At 60.8% G+C, this 25029-nt stretch carries 25 protein-coding genes and 1 pseudogene; 11 read left to right on the top strand and 15 right to left on the bottom strand.

What is annotated here, in order from left to right:
• The first annotated feature begins 1497 nt into the window (after positions 1–1497).
• Entirely contained in the window at positions 1498–1890 is a 393-nt protein-coding gene (locus IFT80_RS04230) for a hypothetical protein (RefSeq protein ID WP_192136825.1), read from the top strand.
• Positions 1891–1992: 102 nt separating this feature from the next.
• Here IFT80_RS04230 and IFT80_RS04225 read toward each other — a convergent pair whose 3' ends face one another.
• The 6 genes from IFT80_RS04225 to IFT80_RS04200 form a co-directional block, all read right to left on the bottom strand.
• Positions 1993–2463: an Lrp/AsnC family transcriptional regulator gene (locus IFT80_RS04225; protein WP_122478066.1), complete on the bottom strand. Its 471-nt coding sequence runs from the start codon at positions 2461–2463 to the stop codon at positions 1993–1995.
• Positions 2464–2490: 27 nt separating this feature from the next.
• A complete protein-coding gene (locus IFT80_RS04220; RefSeq protein ID WP_192136824.1) occupies positions 2491–3789 on the bottom strand; it encodes an NAD(P)/FAD-dependent oxidoreductase in 1299 nt (432 codons plus the stop codon).
• 66 nt (positions 3790–3855) lie between these two features.
• Positions 3856–4695, bottom strand: coding sequence for a transporter substrate-binding domain-containing protein (locus tag IFT80_RS04215; RefSeq protein ID WP_122715385.1), 840 nt, complete (start codon positions 4693–4695; stop codon positions 3856–3858).
• 97 nt (positions 4696–4792) lie between these two features.
• A complete protein-coding gene (locus IFT80_RS04210) occupies positions 4793–5563 on the bottom strand; it encodes an amino acid ABC transporter ATP-binding protein (protein WP_122478071.1) in 771 nt (256 codons plus the stop codon).
• An 18-nt stretch (positions 5564–5581) separates the two neighbouring features.
• On the bottom strand, positions 5582–6547 hold the full coding sequence (locus IFT80_RS04205; protein WP_192136823.1) for an amino acid ABC transporter permease: 966 nt from the start codon (positions 6545–6547) through the stop codon (positions 5582–5584).
• A 183-nt stretch (positions 6548–6730) separates the two neighbouring features.
• Positions 6731–7780: an AraC family transcriptional regulator gene (locus tag IFT80_RS04200; RefSeq protein WP_342214329.1), complete on the bottom strand. Its 1050-nt coding sequence runs from the start codon at positions 7778–7780 to the stop codon at positions 6731–6733.
• Positions 7781–8124: 344 nt separating this feature from the next.
• On the opposite strand from IFT80_RS04200, the gene IFT80_RS04195 reads away from it, so the two are divergent.
• Together IFT80_RS04195 and IFT80_RS04190 are read left to right on the top strand one after the other, a co-directional pair.
• On the top strand, positions 8125–8610 hold the full coding sequence (locus IFT80_RS04195) for an Hcp family type VI secretion system effector (protein ID WP_192136822.1): 486 nt from the start codon (positions 8125–8127) through the stop codon (positions 8608–8610).
• Positions 8607–9329 carry a DUF4225 domain-containing protein gene (locus IFT80_RS04190; RefSeq protein WP_244652285.1) on the top strand — a complete coding sequence of 241 codons (723 nt, stop codon included), beginning with the start codon at positions 8607–8609 and terminating at the stop codon, positions 9327–9329. The genes IFT80_RS04195 and IFT80_RS04190 overlap by 4 nt, the downstream gene beginning before the upstream one ends.
• Before the next feature lie 354 nt (positions 9330–9683).
• Here the strand turns inward: IFT80_RS04190 and IFT80_RS04185 are convergent.
• A pseudogene (locus IFT80_RS04185) lies at positions 9684–10489 on the bottom strand (Tn3 family transposase); the annotation flags it as partial.
• Between the two features lie 86 nt (positions 10490–10575).
• Between IFT80_RS04185 and IFT80_RS04180 the strand changes: the two are divergent.
• The gene (locus tag IFT80_RS04180) at positions 10576–11022 is read left to right on the top strand and encodes a recombinase family protein (RefSeq protein WP_192136821.1); all 447 of its coding nucleotides are present in this window, start codon (positions 10576–10578) and stop codon (positions 11020–11022) included.
• A gap of 39 nt (positions 11023–11061) precedes the next feature.
• Here the strand turns inward: IFT80_RS04180 and IFT80_RS04175 are convergent, their stop codons facing one another.
• The 4 genes from IFT80_RS04175 to IFT80_RS04160 form a co-directional block, all read right to left on the bottom strand.
• Positions 11062–12249 carry an acetyl-CoA C-acyltransferase gene (locus IFT80_RS04175; RefSeq protein ID WP_192101992.1) on the bottom strand — a complete coding sequence of 396 codons (1188 nt, stop codon included), beginning with the start codon at positions 12247–12249 and terminating at the stop codon, positions 11062–11064.
• Between the two features lie 32 nt (positions 12250–12281).
• On the bottom strand, positions 12282–13043 hold the full coding sequence (locus IFT80_RS04170) for an SDR family NAD(P)-dependent oxidoreductase (protein WP_122478076.1): 762 nt from the start codon (positions 13041–13043) through the stop codon (positions 12282–12284).
• A gap of 15 nt (positions 13044–13058) precedes the next feature.
• Positions 13059–14699 (bottom strand): AMP-binding protein, encoded by a 1641-nt coding sequence (locus tag IFT80_RS04165; protein WP_192136820.1) that lies wholly within the window; start codon positions 14697–14699, stop codon positions 13059–13061.
• Between the two features lie 129 nt (positions 14700–14828).
• Entirely contained in the window at positions 14829–15809 is a 981-nt protein-coding gene (locus IFT80_RS04160; RefSeq protein WP_192136819.1) for a DNA-binding protein, read from the bottom strand.
• A gap of 87 nt (positions 15810–15896) precedes the next feature.
• Between IFT80_RS04160 and IFT80_RS04155 the strand changes: the two genes are divergently transcribed.
• Positions 15897–16976, top strand: coding sequence for a site-specific integrase (locus IFT80_RS04155; RefSeq protein ID WP_192136818.1), 1080 nt, complete (start codon positions 15897–15899; stop codon positions 16974–16976).
• Between the two features lie 138 nt (positions 16977–17114).
• The gene (locus tag IFT80_RS04150) at positions 17115–17438 is read left to right on the top strand and encodes an RcnB family protein (RefSeq protein WP_192056013.1); all 324 of its coding nucleotides are present in this window, start codon (positions 17115–17117) and stop codon (positions 17436–17438) included.
• 140 nt (positions 17439–17578) lie between these two features.
• Here IFT80_RS04150 and IFT80_RS04145 read toward each other — a convergent pair whose 3' ends face one another.
• A complete protein-coding gene (locus IFT80_RS04145) occupies positions 17579–18046 on the bottom strand; it encodes an Lrp/AsnC ligand binding domain-containing protein (RefSeq protein ID WP_192136817.1) in 468 nt (155 codons plus the stop codon).
• Positions 18047–18229: 183 nt separating this feature from the next.
• Here IFT80_RS04145 and IFT80_RS04140 point away from each other — a divergent pair, with 183 nt between their 5' ends.
• The 3 genes from IFT80_RS04140 to aroQ all read left to right on the top strand — a co-directional run bounded on the left by IFT80_RS04140 (position 18230) and on the right by aroQ (position 20643).
• Entirely contained in the window at positions 18230–19372 is a 1143-nt protein-coding gene (locus IFT80_RS04140) for a cysteine desulfurase family protein (protein WP_192136816.1), read from the top strand.
• Between the two features lie 258 nt (positions 19373–19630).
• A complete protein-coding gene (locus IFT80_RS04135; protein ID WP_122478087.1) occupies positions 19631–19978 on the top strand; it encodes a hypothetical protein in 348 nt (115 codons plus the stop codon).
• Between the two features lie 212 nt (positions 19979–20190).
• On the top strand, positions 20191–20643 hold the full coding sequence (aroQ, locus tag IFT80_RS04130; protein ID WP_192136815.1) for a type II 3-dehydroquinate dehydratase: 453 nt from the start codon (positions 20191–20193) through the stop codon (positions 20641–20643).
• Positions 20644–20880: 237 nt separating this feature from the next.
• Here aroQ and IFT80_RS04125 read toward each other — a convergent pair whose 3' ends face one another.
• The gene (locus IFT80_RS04125) at positions 20881–22599 is read right to left on the bottom strand and encodes a thiamine pyrophosphate-dependent enzyme (protein ID WP_122478091.1); all 1719 of its coding nucleotides are present in this window, start codon (positions 22597–22599) and stop codon (positions 20881–20883) included.
• A gap of 166 nt (positions 22600–22765) precedes the next feature.
• On the opposite strand from IFT80_RS04125, the gene copC reads away from it, so the two are divergent.
• Both copC and copD read left to right on the top strand, forming a co-directional pair.
• Positions 22766–23125, top strand: a complete 360-nt coding sequence (copC, locus tag IFT80_RS04120) for a copper homeostasis periplasmic binding protein CopC (protein WP_192136814.1) — start codon at positions 22766–22768, stop codon at positions 23123–23125.
• Positions 23126–23127: 2 nt separating this feature from the next.
• Complete coding sequence (copD, locus tag IFT80_RS04115; RefSeq protein WP_192057083.1) at positions 23128–23979, top strand: copper homeostasis membrane protein CopD; 852 nt, start codon at positions 23128–23130, stop codon at positions 23977–23979.
• Positions 23980–24113: 134 nt separating this feature from the next.
• Here the strand turns inward: copD and IFT80_RS04110 are convergent, their stop codons facing one another.
• Both IFT80_RS04110 and IFT80_RS04105 read right to left on the bottom strand, forming a co-directional pair.
• Entirely contained in the window at positions 24114–24329 is a 216-nt protein-coding gene (locus IFT80_RS04110) for a TOBE domain-containing protein (RefSeq protein ID WP_043189662.1), read from the bottom strand.
• Between the two features lie 139 nt (positions 24330–24468).
• Entirely contained in the window at positions 24469–25011 is a 543-nt protein-coding gene (locus IFT80_RS04105) for a DUF4946 domain-containing protein (protein ID WP_192102002.1), read from the bottom strand.
• Positions 25012–25029: the final 18 nt, after the last annotated feature.

The following is a 25029-nucleotide window of genomic DNA, read 5'->3' as shown; positions in this document are numbered from 1 at the left end:
CTCTGAATTTTTATAAACGCACGACCTGCCCGAAATCGGGGGGGATGGGCACACCAGCGATTTCCGACATCTCACATTTTTTGCAAATCCAGACAATTTCTTGAAATTATTTAGACGATTTTCGTGATTTTTTCGTAGGAGAACCGTGAATGATCAGCACCAAGTCTCTCCAATCGCGCAAAATCCGAGATGCTTACCAAGTCGCACAAATGCTGCAAATGCCTCTGCAACCCCCGCTGTGAGTGCTCTCGCCCAGAATGCAGGCCAGGAAGCGGAACCGGGAAGTCTCAAAGTTTCGTTAGCACTCCCTACGACGCCACCTGAATAAAAACCCAATGAAATCAGAGAGATAGGCGAGCGAGCTTAATATTCCAGGCTCATCATTTCGTCAAAAATAGGCCCATGCCCGAATAGGATCAGCGTCCAAGGCCCAGTGTTTACGGGGGTGAAGAGCTCTTCGGATGGGAAAGTCTCAGCAAAGCGCGACCGTCACAGGAGACTCATGACGAGTGGGCGCTGAACGGTAAGCCAGTTCCTCATAGAAAGCCTACACTTATGCGATTTAACATAATATACATTATGCGTAATACGGTATCTTGCAATCCCCACAGCAGGGTTGGCTCTGCAAGCCAGGGATCGGCCTTTGCCATGAACCTGCCATTCGTGCGGTCCAGCTACGTCCATCCCTTGGCTTGCGGAAACTACGCTCACTAGACGCTGTTGGGCTGAACCCTCCTGGTTGCCTGAAGGCTTTTCACCTGTGCAAGCGTTCTATGCCCACATTCACAATACGTAGCTGCAGATCAATCCATGCCTTGCGTGGTAATCAACAAGCTTGGCATGCGCGATCTGGGATCATCGCTTGTCCGCCAGGACATGCAGTCCTCCATACTACGTACCGTCTGTTCAGCTTCGTCCAGCGATGGCCGCCAGGCTACAGGATGCGTTATCAGACACCTGAACCGGATGAGCCTAAGCCATGCGCAATCGCTCACAACACGAGCCCTATGCGTTGATCAGCCAGCTGCACGAACGCTGTGGAGTGTTCGTTCCATACAACGCAAACAACCCTTCACCAACCGTGCTGGTCAGGCCAGGGGAAATTTGACGCCGAGATACTGGGCGGTTTTCTGATTCTGCCGCTTGGATGGCTAACCGCCTGAATGCTAGCGGCTTGGCGTGGATCAGCCATGCGGCGTCAGCGACATCAATAGAGTGGAAAGCACCCTATCATGATGCTAAAATCGGGTAAAACACGCTAACTCTACTAAATATTCATTTAGTAGAGTTATGCTGTTAGGCTGAGTTTGCGCTGTGGCCTCTTGGATGTACTCCTACCCCCAAAATTGCAGGTGCGACATGGGGTGCTAGACTCACCCCGAGTCAGTTGTATGGATATCTGCTCAGCCGATTTTCTGGGCATGTCAGTGGTGCGTTGTTGATAATGTTCTCTCCAGTGCAAATGGCTCATACCTTTTTTGAAGAGAGGAATGACTCATGAAAGCGATCTGTACCGCTGCACTCACTGCATTATTGCTGGGCTGCGCCACTAGCGGAGGCAACCCGGCAATGGACGCGCACTCGCTGGCGCCCCCTGGTGCCGCAAAACTCAGCGGTAACGACATTGCCAGCCAATTCGTAGGACGCTCACATCAAAGTGTAACGTCAAATGGTCAATCTTTTTCCGAGATTCTCACAGCCGATGGAGCAGCCAAAATCAATATGACTGGAATGCCTGAAGCTAAAGGGAGTTGGAAGATCACGGGCGATGTGATTTGCGTGACCTATTCGGCGTATGGCCAAGAATGCAACATTGTCAAAGCCGATGAACGATGGTTTTGGTTCGTCGACAGTGTCAAAGGGACAACGAATAATCGTTTTGCTCGCTGATAATGCCGAGAACTAGCTACCTGTGTGAAAAATGGCCAGGCGCCAATGCGCGCTTACGTTATCCATCCTGCCCGGTGAATCATTCACCGGGCATCCGCCCTCCTACACGCTCAGCTTCCGGCTGAACTTGGTCTCCATCACGATGTGCGACGCCGTGTGCGCCACGCCCTTGATCATGTTGATCCGGGTCAGCTCGGCGTTGAGTTCGCCCAGTGTCCCGGTGGCCAGGTGAATGATGAAGTCCGACTCCCCAGACACCGCGTACACAGCCTGCACTGCCTCGATCTTGCGCAAGGTGGTCATGACGTCGGTGTAGCTCTTGTTGGTGCAGGAGGTCATGGTGAAGCAGTTGATGGTGGGCTGTATCCGGTCGTGGTCGATGCGCACGCTGTAGCCGGTGATGACGCCGGCCTTCTCCAGCCGCTGGATACGCTCCTGCACCGAGGAGCGCGACACTCCGAGCTTGCGCGCCAGTGAAGCGGTCGGCTCGCGGGCGTTGGCTTGCAGCAACGCCAGCAGTTGCCGGTCGTTCTCGGTGAGGTTGAACAATGTGCCGGGTGGGTGTGCGTCCATGCCGTGTCGACCTTGCCTGTAAAAGTGTTAGCGCGGCCCTGCGCCGGCGTTTCGTTCCTGGAACTTGTCCATGATCTTCAACCCGGTATACACCAATTGCGCCGCCGGGGGGCCGAATGGGCCCCCGTTCCACTGCAGCCCGTAGCGGTCGAACAAGCGGTAGCGGTCCGATTCGCCGCAGATGGCCTCGGCAATCACTCTCCCCCCGGCCGGCGCGGTGTTCATGCCGTGCCCGCCGAACGATGCGCAGGACCACAGTCCGGGGCCCAAGGGGCCGATGTGGGGCATTTTGTGCCTCGCGTAGCCCATCAGTCCAGACCAGGCCTTGTCGATTTTCAGGCCTTGCAGCTGTGGGTAGACATCGAGGATATCGGCGCTGAGCAGTTGCGCCAGACGCTGCTCGTCTTGCAGGTTGTGGGTGGTGATGTGGCCGCCCCACAGCAGCCGATCGCCATCCACGATACGGTAGTAATCCGAGGCTCGCCGAGAATCGCCGACGGCTTCAGTGGTACGCACTGCCTGCTGCAGGCGTACGCCCAGCGGTTCGGTGAGCACTACGTAGGTGGCGATGGGCAGGAAGGCACGGTGCAACTTGCCGAATTCCGGGCCGCCGTAGCCGCCGCAGCAGTACACCACATCGACGCAATCGACGCTGCCGTGGGCCGTTGACACTTGGGAGCGCCCGGCTCGGCTGTCGACCTGGAGCATGGCACACTGCTCATGGATCACACCCCCTTTTTGTTCGATCAGGTCGGCCAGGCCCAGGCAATAGTTCAGTGGGTGGAAATGGAAACCATGGGTGTCGCGCAGCCCCTGGTGGTAGCGATCGGTATCGAGCAGGGTGCGCAGGGTGTCGCGGTCGAGGTAACCGAGGGTGAAGCCGAAATCTCGGTCCATGCGCTCGCTGAATCGCTGGAGGCTGTCCGCATTGTCGAAGCGGCTGACGCTCAGCTTGCCCCGGCTAGGTGCGCAACCCGGCAGTGAATGCCGCTCGATGGTCTCGCGCACGCTGTCCACGCCTTCCAGGGACAGCTTGAACAGGTCGGCAGCCGTGTCCTTGCCGCAGCGCTGCTCGATGGCCGAGAGGCCTTCGGACCAGCCTTGCAAGACGAACCCGCCATTGCGCCCGGAAGCGCCCCAGGCCACCCTCGCCGCCTCCAGTACCACCACGGACTTGCCGCGCGACACCAACTCCCAGGCGGTGCTCAGCCCTGCCAGGCCGCCGCCGACGATGCATACATCGACGCAGACCTTGCCGGCGAGCGGCGGCCGCACGGGTGCATCGCGCATGGTCGCGGTGTAATAGTTGTCGATATAGCTGAACATGAGGTCCGTCATCCTTCATCGGGCGGGTGCGTGCCGTGTGCTCCCGGCACACGGCACGCCGGCAGGTCACTGCACCTTGGTGAGGTCGGCGCCGTACCATTTTTCGGAAAGCTGCTTGAGAGTGCCGTCGGCTTTCATCTCATCGACGATCTTGGTCAGCGCACCGTTGAAGGCGTCGTCGCCCTTGTCGACGGCGATGGCCAGGGGTTCGTAATAGGCCGGCTTGCCCTCGACCTGGACGATCGGGTAGCCATTCTTGATGGCGGCACTGATAGTCGGCAGTGCGGACAAGGTAGCGTTGAGGCGCACCCCGTTGCCCATGCGCAGGTCGTCCAGCGGGCCCATGCTGTCGCCGTAGGTTTTCACCTCGCCCGGCTCGACGTCGTAGGTGAACGACGGCACGTCGGCCGCATCGATGGTCAGCCGGCGGTTGATGTAGTCCTCGGACGTGGTGCCGGCCTCGACGCCGATGATCTTGCCGTTGAGGTCGGCGGTTTTGGTGCCGGCGGCGGCCTTGTGCACGGCGAACACGTACGGGGTGTAGTAGTAGACCGCAGGGAAGTCGAGCACCCTGCCCCGTTCACGGGTCGGCGTCATCGAACCGACCGAAATGTCCCAGCGGTTCGACCAGCGTCCGGCGGTGATGATGCCGTACTCGGGTGTGACGAACGCCACCTTGCTGCCCAGGCGCTTGCCGATCTCGGTGGCCACGTCGATGTCGAAGCCCTGCAGGGCATTGTCCGGCCCCAGGAACGATTGCGGTGGCCAGTTGGCCGCCGTGGCCACTTTCATGACCTTGGTCGAGTTGATGCGGTCCAGGGTGGTGCCTGCCCAGGCAACCCCGGCTCCGGCCGTGAAGACGCCGGCCAGTGCGGCGGCGGTGAACAAGCGGGTCAGCGACGTCATGGTGAACCTCCAGAAAGCAGCGGTACGCGGTTATCGTTCTTGTGGCGTGTGCAGCATGGGTGAATCCGTGACCGGTTCCGGCGCGCAGCTCACGCGCTCAGTGGCTGAGAATCTGCGAAAGGAACTCGCGTGCACGTTCGTGCCTTGGGTTATCGAAGAAATCCTGCGGTTTGGCCTCTTCGATGATGCACCCCTGGTCCATGAAGATGATCCGGTCGGCCACGCGGCGGGCGAAGCCCATTTCATGAGTCACGCAGAGCATGGTGATGCCGTCCTGGGCCAGCTCGCCCATTACGTCGAGCACCTCCTTGACCATCTCCGGATCGAGCGCCGAGGTGGGTTCGTCGAAAAGCATGATGCGCGGGCGCATGCACAGCGCCCGGGCAATGGCCACGCGCTGTTGCTGGCCACCGGACAACTGGCCCGGGTATTTGTCGGCCTGGTTGCCGATGCGCACCCGTTCCAGGTATTCATGGGCCAGGGCACGGGCGTCGGCATCGCTCAGTCGGCTGACCAGCCGCGGCCCCAGCATCAGGTTGTCGAGCACGGTCAGGTGCGGAAACAGGTTGAATTGCTGAAAGACCATGCCGACCTGGCGGCGTATGCCGGCCACGCAGGCGGCACTGCGGGTGAGCGGGGTGTCGCCGATGATCACCTCGCCCTGCTGGAAGTCTTCCAGCAGGTTCAGGCAGCGGATCAGCGTCGACTTGCCCGACCCCGAGGGCCCGCAGATGACCACGATCTCGCCGCTGGCAATGTGCAGGTCGATGTCCTTGAGCACATGGAACTCGCCATACCATTTGTTCAGCTTGCGCACGCGAACACCGGCCTGCTGGGGAAGATCGTGGGCAACGTTCGATCGATTCATCTCAAGCTCCTGGACGGCTCAGCGGTGCGCGCGGTTGAAGTGTTTTTCCAGGCGGGCCTGGACCGTTTCCAGAACGATCGACAGCAACCAGTACAGCACCGCGGCGGTGATCAGCATCTCCAGATGGCGAAACTCCGCGCGGCCCTGGGTGCGTGCCAGAAACATCAACTCCCAGACGCCGATCACCGACACCAGCGAGCTGTCCTTGAGCATGGAGATGAACTGGTTGCCGGTGGGCGGGATGATCAGGCGCATGGACTGCGGCAGAATCACCCGCAACATGGTTTGCAGTGGCGACAGGCCAATGGCCCTGGACGCCTCCCACTGCCCGCGCGGAATGCTGCTGATGCCGGCGCGGAAGATTTCGGTCATGTACGCGCCGTAGCACAGCGACAGCGCCAGGATGCCGGCCGGCACGGCGCCGACCACATAACCCAGCTGCGGGATGCCCAGGTAGATGAGGTAAATCTGGATGAGCAGCGGCACCCCACGGAAGAACGAGGTGTAGAAGCTGGCGATCGCGATGGCGAAACCGTTGGACGACAGACGCGCGGTGGCGCCCAGCAAAGCGAGTACGAACGCGATGGCAATGGAAATTGCAGACACGTAAACCGTCGTGAATACCCCTTGGGTAATCATGAAACCGACTTTGGTGGCGATGAACGCGTAGGAAAGGTCGAAGGTGTCGAAGAACAGCAGGAACATCAGCAACAGCTCGCACCACACCGTGATGATCTGCGCCCGCAAGGGGAACCGTCCCAACACGAACAGGTTCAGCACCAGCGTCAAGGTGAAGGTGACTGCCACGGCCAGGTCACGGGCCAGCGGTGCGTGCAGGTCCAGCAGGATCGGCGCCATCAGGCGGCCGAGGCCGCTCTCGCCGAGGCCGGCGAACAGCGTGACGGCGAAGGTGACGGCAGCCACGGTACCCATGAACGTCAGGTTGTCGGTGGCGCGGGGCTTGACGATGTGGTCCTTGAACATGGCATGGACACCTTTGTTGTTGTGTTTTCATTATGGGCGCGCAAAACGCTGGCGAGCACCCTGCGCTTTGCATTGATTCGATGGTGGATCCGGCAGATTTGGCGGACAGGCCCTGACAAACGCAGTAAAGCGCGAACGATTCGCCGCTACGGTGGCGTTTTCCACGTCACTGGTACGGCCTGGCTAGGCGCCGTCTGGGCCAATCCCATCGAGGATGAGGCTGCGATAGTGGCCGGGGCTTGCGCCGGTCCACTTGCGAAACGCTTTGTAGAAGGAACTGGCGTCGGCGAAGCCCAGGCGCTCGGCGATGTCTTCGAAGGTGGCTTGCGGCTCGGCCAGCCAGAGCACCGCGCGTTCCCGGCGCACGCTGTCCTTGAGCGCCTGGTAGCCAGCACCCTCCTCGGCCAGGCGCCGACGCAGCGTGGCCACCGAAGCGCCGCACTGGCTGGCCATGGTCTCGATGGCTGGAAACTCTGCGGCCGGCAGATTGCGCAGCCTCTGGCGGATGCGCCAGCCGAGGCTGTCCGGATCGCGGTAGCGCACCAGGATGTTGGCCGGGGCACGGGCAAGAAAACGCCTCAACTCCGTCGCACTGCGCCGCACGGAAATGTCCAGGTGCTCGGCGGCGAAGATGAGCCGGGTGCGGGGTCGTTCGAAGCGCAGGTTGGGCGAGAACATCACCTGATAATCGCCCACGTAGCGAGGCGCCGGCCCGCGCAGTTCCATGGCCAGAATCGGAATGCGCCGTCCCGCCAGCCAGCAGGCGATGCCATGCACGATCATCCAATAGGTGAAGCAGGAAAACGCCCGTTTGGGTTCGGCGCTGCGCTCGTGGATGACGATCTCCGCCAGCGACTGCTGGGTCGCCAGACGCCCATCGTAGGCGGCCAGCATCAGTGCGAGGAACTCCAGGGCGCGCTGCAGCGCGGCGCCTACCGTGGGCTGATGCATGCAGGCTCGGCACAGAAACGCGAAGCTGCCGCGCCGCAAGGGCCGCGCGTCCATGCCGAAGAATTCGTCGTCGAGCGCCCTGGCCAGTTGTCGCCAGAGCCGAGCGTAGCTGTGCACCGGGATCCGAGCCTGGTCATTGCCCAGCAGCATGGGGTCGATACCCGCCGACTGCAGCAACGGCTGCAGGGGCAGATGACAGTCACGCACGGCTTCACGCACCAGGTGAATCGAGATCGTATCGCGCAGCGATGGAGCGTCGAGCGGGTTTCGGGTCAGGTTCACTCATCCTCGCTAACCGCTTCTGGGCGAAACGGACCGAACGGCCTGTAGGGCACTCATTGCCCTACCCTTGCGGCCGTCAGTTCTAATCCATCCGTTGGCGCCGAGCAAGCATCCTGACCAAAGACCTGCCTAGTAGGGGTTTGGGGAGCAACGGAACAGAAAGTGCACTTAAGCTCGGATACCCGTGGTTTCACAACCTACCCACAAACTTACCAGACCAGATTTTTCACGGAGCCGACGGTGGTCCGGGTTCGAAATATTTCGCATGGCTTTTCAGAAATGTCCTACAGCACACCTGAAACCCTTGTAATAGGATGTTCGGCTGACTAAAAGGAGTGTCACGTATGGCTAACCACGGTTATATGACCATCACCGGCAAGGCTCAAGGACTGATTTCAGCGGGTTGTTCAACCCAAGACTCTATTGGCAATAAGTGCCAGGCCGGGCATACCGACGAAATCATGGTGCTGTCTTACACCCACAATATGGTCAACATCGGAAATATTAATAAGCCAACACATAGCCCAATCATTATCACCAAAAACGTTGACAAAGCCTCGCCGCTACTCGCCCAAGCACTCTCAACTAGAGAAGAAATAAACTGCACAATAAGTTTTTATCGAGTATCTTCTTTTGGTATGCAGGAAAAGTTTTATTCAGTCTCAATCAATGGCGGAATTATCGCTGATCTGACACTTGAAATGCCTCATGCCATTTTGCAAAGCGACGCAGAACCTCAAGAGCATATTGCTATTCGTTACCGAGATATCACGTGGACTCACCACGCTGCTGGCACCAGCGGATATAGCACATGGGGAAATAACGAATGAAACCAACAGTCGAAAGTTGCATGCCTGGTAGCTGTGATTATTGGATGGTTAGCCAAGCCGCCGCACAATTGGGTAGTCAAGCCAGCACACTAGGGGCTAGATATATTAATGATGGAACGCTGCGCCTGCAATTCAACAGAGAGGTTTCTTATTACGCCAGAGGCATCGTTAATGAAGTTTCTCAGGGTAATAAAAGCGCTGAACAAGGATTAAAAGAACTAAAGGATGAGCAAAACAGTCTGCTCAGCCAGGCACGAGACATTGCCTTGCGAGGAGCAAGCGTTATCTCGGGAGCGCTTCAGTTTGCTGCGGGCGCTGGGATATGCTACGCCTCCGTGGGCACACTTTGCCTTTTCGCGGGTGCGCCCATGATGCTCAACGGTGCTAATAACACCTATGAAAGCGGGCGCAATCTTTTCGAGAATCGTTCCGATACCGTAGGACCACTAAGAACGGGCTATCGCGCCGTTTCTGGAATGCTGGGAAAAGGTAATTGTGAAGCCGATGTGGCCTATGGAATGGTTGACTTGAGTTCGTCAGCCTACGGCATAGGTAGGATGGTATTAAAACCCGATGCTTGGCGCTTGTTTAGATATGTGAATACGGACTATGTTAGAGGGTATCAACAAGCTACGCGAGGGGGATTTTTCTTCGATAGATTTATGGACGGCATGACTGCAAAAACCATGTATGACGTGTGCCACCCTTCTAATGAGTAACTTTATTTATTATCCCGTCTTCGTGTTGATAACGGTACTTCTGTACTGTCCTTCCTATTGGGCATACTTCGCATTTTCAGGTCGTCGCTTTTCCGCTTTGAAGTTTTGGGGGGTTGGGATCTATAACGTACTGTGCGCTTCTATTCACGGTTTTTTTTTGCGAGATAGCACGTTACCGTTTATGGGGTACGTAGACAACTCCGTAATGGGTTGGCTATCCCTTGTTATGATATTTGCCCATGTGTGTACCCTTCCCGCTAATTGGGAACGAAAACGCTGGTTTTTACGAAAGTAAACTAACACCAAATCAATACCCATCCAGAAGGGTGTTTCAAAGACGCGTCCTGGTTATCCTCACAGGTCATCGTCTGGATTGCGCAGTGGCCGCAGCTCACCCCGGGCGACCTCTTCCGGTACCGCGAAGGAGTACCGTCCTAACATATTGATGTGCTCGAAGATCAGCGGCGACAGCCGAGCCAGATCCTCTTCCAGCACTGTGTAGCCGTGCTGCTTTAGCCGTTCCACAGCTGCTCTCATTTAGAGAGTGTTCCACAGCACGATGATGTTCACCACCTGGCCCAAGGCACCGAGTTGATCCTCCTGGCCTTCGCGGTAGCGCTGGCGAAGTTCACCGCGTTTGCCATGGAACACAGCTCGGGCCAGGCTGTGCCGGCCTTCACCGCGATTCAGCTGGGTCAGGGTGGCACGACGCTTGGATTCGTCATCCATGTAGGTCAGCGTGTGCAAGGTTTTCTCTATCCGCCCAAACTCTGCCATCGCTTGGGCCAAGCGGGTCGGACGATCACCCGTTTGCAAGTGGGCATAATACCGGTAGCAGGTACTCGACCGAGTTTGAGTGAACCTGCCAGACGCAGCAGGTCATCCCAGTGCTCGGCGATCAGGTCGAGTTTGACCGACTGACGAGCCAGTCCGTTGAGTTTGCCGTAATCCGCGTCTGGGCGCGTGCGCCAGAAGCGGGTACCGCCAACATCGGCCAGGCGCGGGCAGAAGTGATAACCGAGCAGGCGGGACAACCCGAATACCACATCGCTGTAGGCACCGGTATCGGTCATGATTTGTGTTGGCTGTAATTCGATCTGTTGTTCCAGCACAACCGCTAGCAGTACCAGGCTGTCGCGCAAGGTGCCGGGCACCATGATAATCCAGCCTCGTTACAGTTCAAGTAACTGGTATGCTTAATCAAAGTTCAACTATTACTAACACAGTCGAGTAAACGGTACTTTTCATGAAGATCGGTTACGCGCGGGTGAGCACTCGGGATCAGAAAGCCGACCTTCAGGTCGATGCTCTGCAGAAGGCCGGATGCGAACGAATCTATCAAGACATCGCCAGCGGAGCGAAAAGTGCTCGACCGGAACTCGACAAGTTACTGGCCAACGCACGAGCGGGCGATGCCCTGGTGATCTGGTTGCGTTTGGCGGTGGAGAACAACAGCAAGTTCGTGCGCGGTCGAAAGAGGGCCAAGGAGAACATTGAGCGCTATTGCCTAGAGCCATTGGGCGTGAAGCGCCTGGAGTCCGGAAACTATGAACTGACAGCTCCCTATCAGAGCGACGAGGAATTGGATAAGGCGGTGCATGACTTGCTCGGCGAGATCAGCCAGGAAGCCAAGATGCGCAACTGCTTTATCGAGGCGGATGCCTGGGAGGAAGGTACTGAACGACGCTGGTAGGGCTTAAGTGCACTTTCTGTTCCGTTGCTCCCCAAACCCCTAGTAGACGCATTCGACGGCAATGGCCGTTGCTTCACCGCCGCCAATACAGATCGCGGCGATGCCGCGGCGCAGGTTGCGTTGGCGCAGTGCCGCCAGCAGCGTGACGACGATACGGGCACCCGATGCACCAATGGGATGGCCGAGTGCGCAGGCGCCGCCATTGACGTTGACCTTGTGCGCCGGCAGTTCCAAGGCCTGCATGGCGGCCAGGGTGACCACGGCGAAGGCCTCGTTGATCTCGAACAGGTCGACCTCGTGCAACGCCCACCCGGTGCTGTCCACCAGCTTGCGGATGGCGCCGATGGGCGCGACCGGAAACAGGTGCGGGGCGTCGGCGAAGGCCGCGTGCCCGTGGATGATCGCCAGCGGTTCGAGGCCACGTGCCTGCGCCTGGCTGCGACGCATCAGCACCAGCGCGGCGGCGCCATCGGAAATGGAGCTGGAATTGGCCGCCGTTACCGTGCCGCCCTCGCGAAACGCAGGCCTGAGCGAGGCGATCTTCTCCGGATTGGCCTTGGGCGGTTGCTCGTCGTCGCTGATCAGCAGCGGCTGTTTGTTGCGCATCACCTGCACCGGCACGATCTGCGAAGCAAAGCTGCCATCGGCGATGGCCTGGCGCGCGCGGGTCAACGACGCCAGGGCGAATTCATCCTGCACCTGACGACCGAAACCGTGGGCCTGGGCGCAGTCTTCGGCGAAGGTGCCCATCAGTCGTCCGGGCTCGTAGGCGTCTTCCAGGCCATCGAGGAACATGTGGTCGAGTACCCGGCCATGCCCCATGCGATAGCCGTCGCGCGCGCGGTCCAGCAGATACGGCGCGTTGGACATGCTTTCCATGCCACCGGCCACGACCACGCGGGCACTGCCCGCCAACAATGCGTCATGCCCCATGATCATGGCCTGCATGCCCGACCCGCACATCTTGTTCAAGGTGGTGCAGGTGGTAGCGTGGGACAGCCCGGCGCCCAGTGCCGCCTGCCGCGCCGGTGCCTGGCCGAGCCCGGCCGGCAGCACGCAGCCGAACAGCACCTGGTCGACGGCGTTGGCATCGACACCGGCACGCTCGACGGCGGCGGCGATGGCGGCGGCGCCCAGTTGCGGTGCGGTCAGGCTGCGCAAATCGCCCTGGAACCCGCCCATGGGCGTGCGTACGGCACTGACGATAACGATCGGATCTTCATGCATGGGTGTTCTCCCTCGATCTGCCCTGCCCCGGCTCACTTGGCCGCCATGCGCAGCGCGCCGTCGAGACGGATCACCTCGCCGTTGAGCATGCTGTTTTCTATGATGTGGCACACCAGTGCCGCGTATTCGTCCGGCTTGCCCAGGCGCGGCGGAAACGGCACGTCGGCGCTCAGCGCGGCGCGCACGTCGTCGCTCATGCCGGCCATCATCGGCGTCTCGAAAATGCCTGGCGCGATGGTCATCACGCGAATGCCATAGCGGGCCAGCTCGCGCGCCGCCGGCAAGGTCATGCTCGCCACCGCGCCCTTGGAAGCGGCGTACGCTGCCTGGCCGACCTGCCCATCGAAGGCAGCCACCGAGGCGGTGTTGATGATCACCCCGCGTTCGCCCTCGGCGTTTGCAGTGCTCTTGGCAATGGCCTCGGCGGCCAGGCGCAGCAGGTTGAAGGTACCGATCAGGTTGATGTTGATGATGCGACTGAAGCTCTCCAGCGAATGGGCGCCCTGCTTGCCGAGGATCTTCTCGCCGGCGACCACGCCGGCGCAATTGACCAGGCCGTGCAGTTCGCCAAAGCTGTGCAGGGCCATGTCCACGGCCGCCTGGGCGGCGTCGGCCTGGGTGATGTCGGCTACCGCGAACGCTGCCTCCAGTTCGCTCGCCTGGGCCTGCAGTGCCTCGGCGTTGAGGTCGACCAGCAGCAAACGGGCGCCAGCCCGGGCAAGCATCCGCGCGGTGGCGGCGCCCAGGCCGGAGGCGGCGCCGCTGACCATGAATACCTTGTCTTGAATGTGCATGAAGCTGTCTCCCTGTCAGGCGCTGGGCGCCTGCTGCTTGGCGATTTCCTGGTTGCGCAGGATGAAGCGCTGCAATTTGCCACTCGGCGTTTTCGGCAGCTGCTCGACGAATTCGATTTCCCGCGGATAGGCATGGGCCGCCAGCCGCTGGCGGACGTGCAGGCGCAGGGTCTCGGCCAACTCGGGGCCGGCTTCGAAACCTGCCTGCAACACCACGAACGCCTTGATCACTTCGGTACGCTCGGCATCCGGTTTGCCGACGACGGCGGCCTCGACCACGGCAGGGTGTTCGATCAACGCGCTTTCCACGTCGAACGGCCCCACCCGATAGCCTGAAGTGGTGATGACATCGTCATTGCGGCCAACAAAACTGATGCTGCCGTCCGCATTGAGCTCTACCGTGTCACCGCTCAGGTAATACTTGCCTTTGAACGCCTTGGTCGGCATGCCCAGGTAGCCGCCGAACCAGCACAGCGGCGAGCGTTCGCGATCCACGGCGAGCACGCCCGGTTGTCCGGCTTCCAACTCCTGCAACCGAGCGTCGAGCACCACGATGCGATGGCCGGGCACGGCAAAGCCGGCAGAGCCCTCGCGAACGGGATGGTCGAGACCGTGATGGTTGCACAGGACCATGCCCAGCTCGGTCTGGCCATAGTGGTCATGCACCACCACACCCAGCTGCTCGGCGAACCAGCGGATCACCTGCGGATTGAGCGGCTCGCCGGCACTGCTGGCGATGCGCAGACGGCCGCGCACACCGGCCGCGAAACGTTCGCCGGCCGCAATCAGCATGCGGTACGCGGTGGGCGACCCGGCGAGGTTGGTGATCGCGTACTTGTCGATCACCCGGCAGGTGCTGTCCACGGTGAAGCCGCCGTCGTAGAACAGCGTGGCATGCCCCAAAGCCAGCGGACCGGCGACCGCATAGTAAAGCCCGTAGGCCCAGCCAGGATCGGCCAGGTTCCAGAAGCGATCTTCGGCGCGCAATTGCACGGCGTCGCGCAGGTAACCCTTGAAGGCCAGCAGCGCCCGCAGCGGCACTTCCAGGGGTTTGGCCGGGCCGGTGGTACCCGAGGTGCACATCAGCATGAACGGCGCATTGCCATCGAGCAGCGTCGGCGGGCACTCGTCGCTCTGCTGCTTGAGGGCGGTCCAGAAATCCTGTTCATCCGCAGTTGGCGAAGCGCAGCCCACGGTCAACACACTGGGACGGCATTCGACCTCATCGAGCTTGGGCCGATTGTGCAGGTCGGTGACCACCCAGCGCGCCTGCGAGCACTGCAGGCGCTGTTCGATGGCCTTGGGGCCGAAGGCGGTGAACAAGGGCTGGTAGACGGCGCCGATGCGCCAGGTACCCAGGATGGCGATCAGCAATTCGACGGTGCGAGGCATCAGCCCGGCAATGCGATCCCCGGGCTTGACGCCCTGGTTGCGCAGAAAGTTGCCGAACTGCGCTGCATGGGCCTGGAGTTGTTCGAAGGTGTACTGGGTGGCAACGCCGTGCTGCGACTCGCAATACAGGGCCACGGCCTGCTGGCCAAGGTGGCGGTCGCAGCATTCGACGCAGGCGTTGAGCTGATCGAGGGTGCCGTGCAGATCCTGCGCGGCGGTGTCCAGGTAATCGAAAGCCTGGGCGGTACTGGAATAATCGCGCATCACATGTCCCTGCTTGTTGTTATGGGATCTTGTTGATCTGGGCTCGTTGCGACCTCAAGGGCACCGCTCGATAGTGATCCGCGGAAGGCTTCGCGACAATGTTGTCAGCGCTCAGGCTGAGTGAGCGGTTTAGCCACCAGGGGCCGGATCAGCTTTCCTGACTCTGCTGCGCCTTGGCTTGAGCGCGTGTTGCTGGATCAGCTGTTGTTCCAGGGTGTCGGCGCGCGCTTGCTGCGCGGTGGCGGCCTGCAACGCCGCCTCCTGCGCCTCGCGGGCACTTCGCAGCTGGGTTTCGAGCTGCTGCAGCGCGTGTTGCCCTTGCTCGGCGGCCAGCGCCGACCGTGCTTCTCTGGCGGCTGCCTGAAGTTGCGAATCACCGAGCGCGCTGCGGGTTTCCTCCAGACGCTTTTGCAAGGCTTCGAGCTGTTTCTGTTGCTCGCGAGCTTCGAGCTGGCGCGCTTTCAGGTCTTCACGGACGCGGTCCACCTCACGGTGCGAGCGCTCCTCGACGCCGCGCACGTAGGCCTCCTGGGCCAGGCGATTGTGCTCGGCCTGCTGCTGCTGATCGCGCAAGGCCTGTTGCAAGGCCGCAACATCGGCTTGCAGCTCGCTTCGCGCGCCTTGCAGTTCGACACGCTGCTGCTGCAAGTCTTCGATCTGCACCTGACGCTGCGCCAACAGCTTGTCCAGGTCGGCCAGCCGGGTTGCGGCGTTTTCCCGGGCCGTTTCAGCCTCGCTCACCTGCCGCCGGGCCAGTGCGATATCGCGGCGGGCCTGTTCTTCCACCCCTGCAACCCGCTCGTATTCGGCCGCCAATACTTCGCGCTGGGCCGCGACCGAGTGTTCGACCACCCCTTGGGCGAGCACGCTTGCCTGTTGCCAGACGGCCACGAATGCCTGCGCCACCTCGGCAGGCAGCCCCGGCAGGCGGGTCTCGCCCCGCAGCCGTTGCGCCAGTTGCTCCCACCACTGATCGAGCAAGGCGCCTACTCGCGCCGGGCTACCCCGGCCCAGCTCGAGGCGCACGCGCTCGACTGTCGGCCGCTCGCCGCGGGCCAGCACGGCGTCCGCTGCGGCAAATACGTCGGTTTCCGGTACGCCCACTGCCATGCCACACACCCCACAGGATTAGGTATGATAATAAAAGATTATCCGACTCTAAATAACGAATTCCTAAAATATAATACGTTGAACGTAATGAAAAATACATTTGATGTTGCGCTAATCGAAACCCAGCCCCTGGATCTGCACTTTCTGGCAGAAAACACTGCACACGCGGCTCAAGCGTTCATCGCAGCAGGAACCGCTGCCAACACGGTCCGCAGCTATCGCAGCGCACTGGGTTATTGGTCGGCGTGGTTGAAGTTGCGCTATGGACAAGTGTTGGGAGATGCGCCGCTGCCTGCGGCCGTGGCGATTCAGTTCGTCCTCGATCATCTGGCGCGACCCGTCGAGGACGGCAGCTGGAGTCACTTGCTGCCGGTTGCCATCGACCAGGCACTGGTCGATGGGAGGGCCAAGTCCCGCCTGGGTCCTCTGGCCTACAGCACCGTTCAGCATCGGCTGGCGGTGCTGGGCAAGTGGCACCGGGTCAAGGGCTGGGACAGCCCGACCGATACGCCTGCGCTGAAAACGCTGCTGCGCAGCGCGCAGAAGGCCCAGGTACGCCAGGGCGTGACCGTGCGCAAGAAAACCGCCATGGCCCTGGAGCCCCTGCAGGCCATGCTGGCCACCTGCACGGACGGCGTGCGCGGCATACGTGACCGCGCCCTGCTCCTGCTGGCCTGGAGTGGCGGCGGCAGACGCCGCTCCGAAGTGGTCGCGCTGCAGGTGGGCGATGTGCGTCGGCTGGATGTAGACACGTGGGTTTATAGCCTGGGCGCTACCAAGACCGATACAGCCGGCGCACGGCGCGAGAAACCCTTGCGCGGCCCTGCCGCCCATGCACTGACCGCATGGCTGGCCGCCGCGCCGGCGACTACAGGTCCGCTGTTCCGACGTCTGTACCGTGGCGACAAGGTGGCCAGCCAGGGGCTTGGCGGCGACCAGGTGGCCCGCATCGTCAAGCGACGGGCCCAACTCGCAGGCCTGGAGGGGGATTGGGGCGCACACAGCTTGCGCTCGGGCTTCGTCACCGAGGCCGGTCGCCAGGGCGTGCCGTTAGGAGACGTGATGGCGATGACCGAGCACCGCAGCGTGGCGACGGTGATGGGTTACTTCCAGGCCGGGTCGCTGCTGGGGAGCAAGGCGGCGGACCTGATCAAGGGCGACGACTAGCTCCGGGCCAAGACAAGGATGTCGCAACCGGATGTTGAAACTTCTGCGGAAACATCGGCTCCGGCGCCGGTCAATAGCATGTCAACGCTGACATTTTGGCTGAACCAGAGCCTTATTCGACCATCAAGGATAATTATCATGACCACTTCCAAGCTGCTGCCCCGCCTCGCTCTTGCTGCCCTGTGCGCGCTGAGTGTGCCTGCCTTCGCAGCCCAGACCGACACCAAGGAAGAAAGCGTGACCCTGGATCGTCCGGGCAATGGCATGCACGAAATCAAGGAAGGCGACAAGGTGCCGGATTCCTACAAGCGCAAGGAACTGGCGATCGACCCGGCCAAGCACGGCCTGGTGCAGCCTGAAGAGAATGAACAGTGGGTCGAGATCAAGGACAAGTACGTACGCGTGAACATCCCGAACGGCACCATCGTGGAAATGATCGACAAGTCTTCGGTCAAGAAATGAGATTTGCGCTCTAGTCCGGGTATTCCAGGATGTCTGGGCCGGTAATAACGCGTTGTTTCATCGCGGCCGGTGACCGCTCCTACAGGTAGGAGAGGTCACCGGCCTCGAACCAGGCGCCGCGGTCTGCCAGGCGCTACGCGCTAGGTGCGTCTGGCGTAGTGCAAGGGCAACACCGTGGTCGACTTGATGCGCTCCATGGCAAAGGTCGAGCTGATGTCGGTGATGCCCTCTACCTGGATCAGTCGCTTGTACACAGCGTCGTACCCGGCGATATCAGGCACCACGATGCGCAGCATATAGTCCGTATCCCCTGCCATTCGATAGCATTCCACGACCTCGGGCAGTTCGCCGATAACGGTGTGGAAGTCAGCCAGCCACTGGGCATTATGTCGCTGCGTGCGCAGCTCGGCGAACACCGTCACGGCCACATTCAACGCACTGGCATCGAGCAGTGCGACCCGCTGGGTGATCACGCCCTGCTGTTCCATCTTCTGTATGCGGCGCCAGCAGGCGGTACCACCCAGACCAATCTGCTCGGCAATGTCTGCCAGCGGGCGGGTGCAATCGGCCTGAAGTATCTCGAGGATTGCCATGTCGAACTTGTCCACGGTAGGTCAGGCCTGCTTGAGTGGTTGATAGGGGTAAGCACGGGATGCAATGTTATTCTCTTTTACGGCCACTCTAGGCAAATTCTTTGCTCCAAATCAGGTTGGGCTAGCGTAGAAGTCAATTTTTTTCCCTCCATGCATGGCTAACATAGGCAGCACCGAATCAGACCTGGTCGACACGCCATGCCCACCCTCCCCGTATACCTGGATTACGCCGCCACCACGCCCATCGACGATCACGTGGTCAAAGCCATGCTCGCCTGCATGGGGCGCGATGCGCTGTTCGGCAACCCTGCATCGAGTGCCCACGCCTACGGCCAGCAGGCACGCCAAGCCGTCGAATTGGCCAGGCGGCAAGTGGCGGAACTGCTGAATGCTCCCGCCGAAGACATCGTCTGGACTTCAGGCGCGACCGAGTCGAACAACCTGGCGATCAAGGGCTGCACCCGTCCGGGTGACCATATCGTCACCAGCGTGCTGGAGCACAAGGCCGTCATCGACACCGTGCGCGAGCAACACGCCGCTGGCTGCGAAGTCACCTGGCTCACTCCGGACGCCAACGGCCTCATCCAACCGGAGGCCGTTGCTCGAGCGCTGCGAGCCAATACCCGGGTGGTGTCGCTGATGTGGGTCAACAACGAACTGGGCACCCTGACCGATATCGCCCGAGTCGCGCAGCTGGTGAAGGACCACGGCGCACTGCTCCATGTGGACGCCGCCCAGGCGGCCGGCAAGGTCGACATCGATTTGTCCGGCATGGCCATCGACCTGCTGTCCCTGTCGGCGCACAAGCTTTACGGCCCCAAGGGCATCGGCGCCCTGTACGTCGGACCGCGAGCGCGACCTTCGTTGCGCGCCCAGATGCATGGCGGTGGCCATGAGCAGGGCCTGCGCTCGGGCACCTTGCCCACCCACCAGATCGTTGGCATGGGTGCGGCATTTGCCCAGGCCTCGGCGCAGATGCACGCCGATAACGCGCACATCGCGCAACTGGCCCAGGGCTTGCGCGAAGGGTTGCTGGCGTTGACCGGTGTAACGCTCCATGGCTGCGCGGAGCAGCGGATTCCCCATACCTTGAACGTCTGCATCGCCAGCCCGTCTTTTTCAATGCAGGCCGTTGCTGGCCGTATCGCGGTGTCGTCGACCTCCGCCTGCAATTCGGCAAGTGCCACGGCATCCCACGTGTTGCTGGCACTGGGCTTGAGCCAGGCTCAGGCTGTGAACAGCTTGCGAGTGAGTCTGGGCCGCTACAGCACCCAGGAGGATGTCGACCAGGCCATTGCCGTGATCGCCGACGCCATGCGTGCCCCCGCGCCATTCTGGTGAAATCGAAGACCTGGTAACAGCGTCGTTCTTTTCGCGGCCACGGACCGCTCCTACGGCATGAGTGTCCCGTAGGAGCGGTCCGTGGCCGCGAAAAGGGCGCCACGCAGTGACTAACGACCCACGGTGAAAGGTTCGTAGCCATAACCCGCCCTGAGAGCATCAGAAAATCTCCAAACTACCGTTCGTCGGCTTCAGGGCACCGACGATGGCAATCCGATGCCCAAATCTTCGTACCGATTCCTATAACGGAGAAATACCATGGTCACTCGCACGATCACTCGCTTTGCCCTTGTTGGCCTGCTGTCTGCCACCAGTATGTATGCGTTGGCCGGTTCGGTGCCTCCAGGCAAGGAACCCACCCCTTCGACTCCAAGCACCAGCACCGACACCCGCACTGGCAACCAGATGGGCAACGGCCGCGCAAACGATGCCAACAGCAGCAGCGGCAGCACCACGTCGGGTACCCCGAACGGCCAGGGCACATTCAGCAACGGCACCGGCAACAGCAGCGGCGCCAACAGTGGCTCGATGGGTTCGGGTTCCGGTAACGGCGCAAGCTCGGGCAAAGGTGCAGGCAGCGGCGCAGGCGGCACCAGCGGTAACTGATCCTGAGGCAGACGGGCATTAGCCGCCCCTGCCGTCAGCGTTACCGAAATCGAAGGCGGGTGGGTGTCAGAAGGTGCGTAGAACCGCATCAGGACATGCCACCCGTTTTCACATCCCTCACATACAGCGTCTTTTTCGGTATTCTTCCGGTCCCATCGCCCCAGTGCGGCGCCCTGCCCGCACGGCTCGATCCCATCTGACCAGGAAGCCTCATGTCCCAGATCATCCTCGTACTCAACGGCCCCAATCTCAACATGCTGGGTTTGCGCGAACCTGCGGTCTACGGCCATGAAACCCTGGCCGATGTCGAGGCCATGGCCGTGCAGAGCGGACAGGAACTGGGCTTTGCGGTCGAATGCCGCCAGACCAATCATGAAGGACAGATGATCGACTGGATCCATCAGGCCCGCCAGCGCGTTGCCGGCATCGTCATCAACCCGGGCGCCTGGACCCATACCTCGATCGCCATTCATGACGCCCTGATTGCCTGCGAAGTGCCAGTGCTGGAAGTGCATATTTCCAACGTTCATCGGCGCGAGGAATTCCGCCATCAATCATTCGTATCGAAGGTAGCGGTGGGCGTCATTGCCGGCTTCGGTACCCACGGCTACAAGCTGGCCATTGCCCACTTAGGCAAACTGCTCGGCGGCAAGACGGCCATCTGATCCGGTTTTTTTACCGCTTTCTGAATCTGTTTTTACTTGCCTCCAACGCTCATAGTCACCTGAACGAAATTTCATTTTCTGGAGGTGTGTCATGGACGGTGTGATCATGTTGACCATCATAACCGCGACCCTGGGTTCGTTCGGTTACGTCATGTACCTGATCCATAAAGAGAGCAAGGAAAACAAATAGGCCGCCGAGTTTGACTCGGCGGCCTGGTCACACTCGCTCGCGAGCATCTACTTGATGAAGTTGTCGACCAGCATGTGCGCCACATCGTCGGCGCGACCGCTGAGCATGGCCTTGGCCGAATACAGGGCCATGTTGGACACCTGCGAGAACTCGATCTTCGGTGGCATCACCAGTTCTTCGGGATTGACCTTTACATCCAGCAGCGCCGGGCCAGGATGGTTCAGGAAGCGCTGCACCGCCGCTTCGAGGCTGGCGCCATCGGACACCTGCTCACCGTAGAAGCCCATGACTTCAGCCAACTTGGCGAAGTCCGGGTTGTGCAGGTCGGTGAAGTTATCCAGCAAGCCTTCAACCTTCTGTTCGATCTGGACGAAGTTCAATGAACTGTTGTTGAACACTACCACCTTGATCGGCAGCTTTTCCTGAACGGCTGTGAGCAGATCACCCAGCAGCATGGCCAAGCCACCGTCGCCCGACAGCGAAATGACCTGGCGTTGCGGGTAGGCTTTCTGCAGGCCCAGTGCCTGGGGCATGGCATTGGCCATGGTGCCGTGGCGCAGGCTGGTGAGCGTACGGCGCTGACCGTTGGTGTTGATGTGACGCAGCACCCAGACCATGGGTGAGCCACCGTCGGCGGTGAACAGCGCGTCTTCGCTGGCGTGTTTGTCCAACAGGTGGGTCAGGTATTGCGGGTGAATCAGATGCCCGTCGGTATGGCGCTGGTCATGGGCCAGGGTCTTCAAGGTTTTCTGCCGCACCTTCAGGCAGTCTTCCAGAAAGCTGTGTTCGCTACGCTCGGCCAGCAGTGGCAACAACGCCTGCAAGGTCGGCAGGACGTCGCCCACCACCCCCAGTTCGATCGGGTGGCGACGACCCAAGTGAGCGCCTTTGCGGTCGACCTGAACGATCCGCGCATTCTGCGGGTAGAACTGGCCCCAGGCGAAGTCGGCGCCCAGCAGCAGCAGGGTGTCGCACTCCATCATCGCGTGGTAGCCGGATTCGACCCCGAACACGCCGGTCATGCCCATGTTGTATGGGTTGTCGTATTCGACGAAGTCCTTGGCCCGTGAGGTGTGGGCAATGGGCGCCTTGAGTCGGTGAGCCAGCTCGATCAGCTCGTCGTGGGCACCTTCACAGCCGACCCCGGCGTAGATTGCGATCTTCTTGCCTTCGGCAAGAATGGCGGCGATCCCAGCCAGTTCGTCGGGGCTGGGTTGCAGTACCGGACGAGGCTGGTGAACGCTGAACGGGCGGTCATTCTTGACCTCCGCAGCACTGATGTCCGATGGCAGGATGATCACCGCCACTCCCCCTTCGTTCAAGGCGGTTTGCGCGGCCAGGGTGGTCACTCGGCGCGCCTGCTCCGGCGTGTACACCTGTTCGCAGAACACCGTGCAACTGCCGTAGATGGCCTTGAAGTCCACTTCCTGGGGAAAGTCCATGCCCAGCTCGCTGGTCACGATCTGGCTGGCAATCAGCACCATGGGCGCCTTGTTGCGCTGGGCTTCGAAGATACCGTTGATGAAATGCAGGCCACCGGGGCCGCAGGAACCGGCGCAGGCCGTCAGTCGACCGCTGATGAACGACTCGGCGCCCGCGGCGAATGCCGCAGCTTCTTCATGGCGCACGTGGACCCATTCGATCTCGCTGCGCTTGATCGCGTCGGTGACGTGGTTGAGCGTGTCGCCGACGATGCCGTAGCAGTTGCGAACCCCGGCCTGCTGCAGGGTCTGGATCACGATGTCGGCTACTTTCTTGCTGGCCATGGAGGCCTCCTGGTCAGAGAGTCATGCTGCTTAGGCTTGAGCTCGCGCAGGGAGTTCAGCCCGGCTGGTGCCGCCGAGCCGCAACCGCATGACCGGTCGACGACGTTGCCCGGCGCGCAGGATCATGCTTTATTGGCGGCCTTTTTCAGTGTTCAAGGCCATTGCCATGTCTGCTCGCAAGTTGCTCAGCACCGCCCTGCTCGTTCTCGTATCGCCCCTGGCCATGGCCCACGCCCATCTGACCCACCCTGTGCCCGCTGCGGATACCACCGTCGTTGCCCCGGCGCAATTGAGCCTGGGTTTTTCCGAAGCAATTGAACTGGGTTTCAGCCAGGTGAGCGTGACTGCGGCGGACGGCGACGCGGTAGCCTTGCAGCCCTTGGCCAGTGCCACGGACGATCGCAAGACCCTTGTGATCAAACCTGCGGCGCCCCTGGCAGCGGGTCAGTACACGGTGCACTGGCAGGTCGTGTCGGTGGATACCCACAAAAGTGCGGGTGAATACAGCTTCACCGTGAGTCCGTGACCATGAGTGTATTGATCGCTCTGCGTTTCCTGCATTTCACCAGCCTGATGCTGGTGTTCGGTGCGTGCATGTTTCGCCCGTTGCTGCTCGTGCACCCCAGCCAGATGGGTCGGTTGCGTAACCTGATCGATCCGTTGGTGTGCCTGCTGGCTGCACTGGCCCTGATCAGCGGCGTGGCCTGGCTGTTCGCCGTGGCTTATGAGCTGGGCGGCTCGCTGGACATGGCGCTGGTTCGACGGGTGCTGGCGGAAACCTTTTTCGGCAAGGTCTGGACGCTGCATCTGTTTGCCTGCGTGGCGGTCCTGGTGTGTCTGCGCCTTCCCCATCCGAAACTGCAAGTAGTGGCTAGGCCCTTGAGTGCACTGGCGCTGGCAACGCTCGCGCCGGTAGGCCACGCAGCCATGCTCGAAGGCGCCGCTGGCACCTGGCTGGTGATCAATCAGTTGATCCACCTGCTGTGCGTCGGTGCCTGGCTGGGCGGTCTGATGTTGCTGATGTTCGTACTGGCTCGACCCGGCGACCAGGACTTGCGCGTGGTGCTCGGTCGCTTCAGTGGCGTGGGGTGTGTGCTGGTGGCCGGGATGCTGATAACCGGACTCATCAACACCCGGGCGCTGACCGGGACGTTCCTCCCGCTGCCTGGCCAGTCCGGGTTCGCCACAGTACTGGCGATCAAGCTGGCGCTGGTGTTGGCCATGCTCGGCCTGGCCCTGTGGCACCGGCGTCAATTGGCCCGGGGCCCGCTGGACATCCATGGGCTCAAGCGTACCGTTACACTTGAATGGGCGTGCGGGCTGGGCGCCGTGGCTGCAGTGGCTTTGCTCGGCACCCTGGCGCCTACGCCGCTGACTTGAGCCATCCCTGGCGCAGACAAAAAAAGGGCCGTGCTCCCCTGCAAGAGCACGACCCTCAAGATCTTTCCGGCTTCAAACTTGACAAGACACCACGGTATAAGACGTGAATGCGTGATCAGTATGCGAGGCGTTTGTTACAGTTTGGCGATGGACACTTCAGTCGATTTCACGAAAGCGATGACTTCGCTGCCGATCTGCAATTCCAGCTCGTGCACCGAGCGCGTGGTGATCACCGAGGTGACGATACCGGCGGGAGTCTGCACGTCGATTTCAGACACCACCGGCCCTTCGATGATTTCCTTGACGGTGCCCTTGAACTGGTTGCGTACGTTGATCGCTTTGATGGTCATGCAGTCATCCTCGTTAGACATTCGGTCGCACCGCAGTGCGTGAGGTAGAGATTGCACCTACAACCGGATATTTAAAAAGAATGAATAATGCTTTTTATATGCCTTCAGGGAATATGCAGCATCAACCTGGCCCGCCTCGCTATTCGGGCTCGGCAAATCGCAGTGCCTGGCGTATGCCCATGACCTCGGCCTCCAGTTGCGGATAACCCACGGCAGAACCTGCATAGCTGAACCCGTAGGCCATGCCGGGCTGTACCGCTGCGACCAGGGTCTGGGTAATGGCGAGAGTTCCGTTGCGGGTGACCTTGCAGGTGGTCTGCGCAGCTGGCAGGTTGCCCAGCCGGGTCGCTTTGACCTTGGTGCACACGCTCTGGTAGCCGGAGCGGGAAAAGTTGATCTGGATGGCCTTGCGCATCTCCAGCAACACCGCTTCCAGGTTGACCGAATGGTCCTGGGCCAGTGCGCCACGGGTCATCTCGACGATCATCAACGGATCGCCATTGGCATCGGTCTTGGTGGCACGCTGGCGGCTGCCGCTGGGCTGGCCCTGCGCATCGGCCGAGTCGGGCAGGATCTGCACGTCCCAGTCGGCGGGCCAGACGATCACGCTGTCGTCGGCCCACACCGGTGTGCCGATCAAACAGCACAGCAGCAGGCAGTGGGCGTGGCGCAGGTAGGGCATGGGGCTTGCTCCAAGGCA

The organism is Pseudomonas sp. CFBP 8771 (genome assembly GCF_014841695.1).
In the GTDB taxonomy this organism is placed as follows: domain Bacteria; phylum Pseudomonadota; class Gammaproteobacteria; order Pseudomonadales; family Pseudomonadaceae; genus Aquipseudomonas; species Aquipseudomonas baltica.
This window is presented reverse-complemented; position numbering and strand designations above follow the sequence as displayed.

Coding starts and splice junctions, on each gene's coding strand:
- IFT80_RS04230 (WP_192136825.1), top strand. CDS start 1,498: ATGAAAGCGATCTGTACCGCTGCACTCACTGCATTATTGCTGGGCTGC.
- IFT80_RS04225 (WP_122478066.1), bottom strand. CDS start 2,463: ATGGACGCACACCCACCCGGCACATTGTTCAACCTCACCGAGAACGAC.
- IFT80_RS04220 (WP_192136824.1), bottom strand. CDS start 3,789: ATGTTCAGCTATATCGACAACTATTACACCGCGACCATGCGCGATGCA.
- IFT80_RS04215 (WP_122715385.1), bottom strand. CDS start 4,695: ATGACGTCGCTGACCCGCTTGTTCACCGCCGCCGCACTGGCCGGCGTC.
- IFT80_RS04210 (WP_122478071.1), bottom strand. CDS start 5,563: ATGAATCGATCGAACGTTGCCCACGATCTTCCCCAGCAGGCCGGTGTT.
- IFT80_RS04205 (WP_192136823.1), bottom strand. CDS start 6,547: ATGTTCAAGGACCACATCGTCAAGCCCCGCGCCACCGACAACCTGACG.
- IFT80_RS04195 (WP_192136822.1), top strand. CDS start 8,125: ATGGCTAACCACGGTTATATGACCATCACCGGCAAGGCTCAAGGACTG.
- IFT80_RS04190 (WP_244652285.1), top strand. CDS start 8,607: ATGAAACCAACAGTCGAAAGTTGCATGCCTGGTAGCTGTGATTATTGG.
- IFT80_RS04180 (WP_192136821.1), top strand. CDS start 10,576: ATGAAGATCGGTTACGCGCGGGTGAGCACTCGGGATCAGAAAGCCGAC.
- IFT80_RS04175 (WP_192101992.1), bottom strand. CDS start 12,249: ATGCATGAAGATCCGATCGTTATCGTCAGTGCCGTACGCACGCCCATG.
- IFT80_RS04170 (WP_122478076.1), bottom strand. CDS start 13,043: ATGCACATTCAAGACAAGGTATTCATGGTCAGCGGCGCCGCCTCCGGC.
- IFT80_RS04165 (WP_192136820.1), bottom strand. CDS start 14,699: ATGCGCGATTATTCCAGTACCGCCCAGGCTTTCGATTACCTGGACACC.
- IFT80_RS04160 (WP_192136819.1), bottom strand. CDS start 15,809: ATGGCAGTGGGCGTACCGGAAACCGACGTATTTGCCGCAGCGGACGCC.
- IFT80_RS04155 (WP_192136818.1), top strand. CDS start 15,897: ATGAAAAATACATTTGATGTTGCGCTAATCGAAACCCAGCCCCTGGAT.
- IFT80_RS04150 (WP_192056013.1), top strand. CDS start 17,115: ATGACCACTTCCAAGCTGCTGCCCCGCCTCGCTCTTGCTGCCCTGTGC.
- IFT80_RS04140 (WP_192136816.1), top strand. CDS start 18,230: ATGCCCACCCTCCCCGTATACCTGGATTACGCCGCCACCACGCCCATC.
- IFT80_RS04135 (WP_122478087.1), top strand. CDS start 19,631: ATGGTCACTCGCACGATCACTCGCTTTGCCCTTGTTGGCCTGCTGTCT.
- aroQ (WP_192136815.1), top strand. CDS start 20,191: ATGTCCCAGATCATCCTCGTACTCAACGGCCCCAATCTCAACATGCTG.
- IFT80_RS04125 (WP_122478091.1), bottom strand. CDS start 22,599: ATGGCCAGCAAGAAAGTAGCCGACATCGTGATCCAGACCCTGCAGCAG.
- copC (WP_192136814.1), top strand. CDS start 22,766: ATGTCTGCTCGCAAGTTGCTCAGCACCGCCCTGCTCGTTCTCGTATCG.
- copD (WP_192057083.1), top strand. CDS start 23,128: ATGAGTGTATTGATCGCTCTGCGTTTCCTGCATTTCACCAGCCTGATG.
- IFT80_RS04110 (WP_043189662.1), bottom strand. CDS start 24,329: ATGACCATCAAAGCGATCAACGTACGCAACCAGTTCAAGGGCACCGTC.
- IFT80_RS04105 (WP_192102002.1), bottom strand. CDS start 25,011: ATGCCCTACCTGCGCCACGCCCACTGCCTGCTGCTGTGCTGTTTGATC.